The 2197-nt window shown below is 61.6% G+C and carries 4 protein-coding genes; 1 reads left to right on the top strand and 3 read right to left on the bottom strand.

Features of this window, described 5'->3' with window-relative positions:
* On the top strand, positions 1-679 hold a 679-nt coding region (locus FY112_RS00535; RefSeq protein ID WP_151517368.1), incomplete at its 5' end, for a peroxiredoxin-like family protein.
* Positions 680-752: 73 nt separating this feature from the next.
* Here the strand turns inward: FY112_RS00535 and FY112_RS00530 are convergent.
* From FY112_RS00530 to FY112_RS00520, 3 genes are all read right to left on the bottom strand, one after another.
* Positions 753-1307 carry a cytochrome c gene (locus tag FY112_RS00530; RefSeq protein ID WP_151517367.1) on the bottom strand — a complete coding sequence of 185 codons (555 nt, stop codon included), beginning with the start codon at positions 1305-1307 and terminating at the stop codon, positions 753-755.
* 113 nt (positions 1308-1420) lie between these two features.
* Positions 1421-1753, bottom strand: a complete 333-nt coding sequence (locus FY112_RS00525; RefSeq protein ID WP_151517366.1) for a four-helix bundle copper-binding protein — start codon at positions 1751-1753, stop codon at positions 1421-1423.
* Positions 1754-1764: 11 nt separating this feature from the next.
* A complete protein-coding gene (locus tag FY112_RS00520; protein WP_027665814.1) occupies positions 1765-2196 on the bottom strand; it encodes a DUF305 domain-containing protein in 432 nt (143 codons plus the stop codon).
* Position 2197: the final 1 nt, after the last annotated feature.

Raw genomic sequence — 2197 nt, 5'->3', positions numbered from 1 at the left:
GCAGGAGAACCACGCCGCAAGACCATTGCAGCCCGGAGATCGCGCGCCGAACGTGGTGCTGGATGCGATCACTCGCCAGGGCAAGGTCGCCATCGACGATTTTCGCGGCCAGAAGCCGGTGCTCGTCGGGTTGTTCCGCGGATTGCATTGCCCCTTCTGTCGCCGGCAGATCGCCGCCATGGCCGAACTCACCGGCGCATTGCAGGAGAAGGGCATCGACAGCCTGACCGTCGTCAACACGCCGATCGACCGCGCCCGCCTCTATTTCCGCTACCATCCGCTTCCCAATCTGTTGGCGGCCTCGGACCCGGAACGGGTATCGCACAGGGCCTTTGGCCTGCCGAATCTGCAGTTCACCGAAGATGAGAATGAGTGGCCGCGCAAAGTCAGCATGAACACGGTGATGTCGATGCGCATCGACATGCCGGGCGAGCTTCCGGCGCCCATGGACCCGATGGCGGCGTCGGAATTCCTCGACAAGGCGGACGGCTATGAAATCACCGAGGATGACAAGCAGATGATGGCCACCGGCCACGGCCAGCTCGTCGGCGAATTCCTGCTCGATCGGGATGGCGTCGTGCGCTGGTGTTTCACGGAAGTCGAGGAGGATGGCCGCCATATGTTCGGCGGTCCGGCCCCTCGGGAAGTGATGTCGGCAGCGTCGAACATGGCTGTTTGAAGCGAATGAGGCCGTACTTGAAAGGTCGGACGCCTGAACAAGGCGAGTAATTCGCGGTCCCGCGTGATCGCCCTTATTCCATCCTGAACTTGGCGTGGCAGGTCGTACAGGTCTCAAGCATGAGGTGGAACGCGTGTTCCGCCGGCATTGCCAGCAGTTCCTGCTCGTTGCGGACGTGAGTGCCAAGCGGGCCGCCACCCATGGCTTCCCCAGGCTTCATGCGCATGCTGGCGGACATCTGTCCTGGGCTGTTCTGCGCGGCGGCCTCCAGCGCGACGGCGTAGTCGCGCAGATCGTTGGCGATGCGGTCGAACCGGTCGCGCTCCTTAAGGATGTTCGGCCCGGCCTTCGATTGCCGACCGTCGGCCTCGGACGCGAAATGTGCGGAGAGAACGCTCCCGGACTTGTCACGGATGGTGTCGGCAGCCCATTTGAACTCGCTGGCCTTGTAAGCCGCCGGATCCTTGAACATGCCGGAGATCGTCTTCGCCGCGGCGGCCATGGCCTTCATGTCCGCCTGTCGACGGGAGACGAGGTCCTCCGCGGCTGGCGACGGAACCCCCGCCATCAGGATTGCTCCCACGATGGAGAGCAGTCCAACCTTCTTCATGTTAGCGGTCTGTTTCATAGACGCTGCGTTCCCAACCGGGCCATGCCACGTGCTCCGGATATCCGTCGCTTCACCGGATATCCGTTCTCATATGGGCAGGAAGAGGGCGGACGGAGACCGCCCCTCCCCGATCACGCCGCCATCTTGCGGCAGCTATCGGCGCAACGACGGCAGGCGTCGACGCAGCTTTGCATATCGCCCACCCGCTCGCAGTCTTCGGCGCACTGGCCGCAGATTTCCGCGCATTCCCGGCAGACGTGCTTGTGGTGCTCCGAGCCGATCAGCATGAAGTGCGCTGAGGTCCGGCAAGTCTCCGCGCATGCCATCATCAGCTTGAAGTGCGGAGGCTTGGTGTGCTCCCCGCCCAGTTCCAGGCAATGTCCCATGGCCATCGACAGGCATTCGCTGTAGCAGGCGAGGCAATTGTCGATGCAGGCTTTCATTTCAGTCGACATGTGGTGCATGGCGCAATCTCCTATTTGACTTCCTTGTCCACCCACTTGGACATCTCTTCGATCTCCTTTTTCTGGGCTTCGATGACCTTCTGTGCCATCTGCTTGGCCTCTTCATTGTCGCCGTACTTGAGTTCGACCTCCGACATGCTGATCGCGCCCATGTGGTGGGCAATCATGCCGCAGACGAAGGAGACGTCGGCGTCCTTCTTCATCATCCCCTGCATCATGTTCATGTGCATGCCCTTCATGCCGTCCATCGACGCCTTCTGGTAGTCCGTCATGTCGCCCATCGGCATGCCGTCCGAAGGCATGTCCGCCTTCGACATGTCCATGTCTTCGGACTTGCATTTTTCCGGATAGGCCATCGTCGACTGGGCGGAAACCGCCGACGGCAGGATTGCGAAGCCGGCAGCGACTGCCGTGCACAAGGCAAGCTTGGTGAACGTCTTCATG

This window comes from Rhizobium sp. PEPV16 (assembly GCF_008919455.1).
In the GTDB taxonomy this organism is placed as follows: Bacteria; Pseudomonadota; Alphaproteobacteria; order Rhizobiales; family Rhizobiaceae; genus Rhizobium; species Rhizobium leguminosarum_Q.
This window is presented reverse-complemented; position numbering and strand designations above follow the sequence as displayed.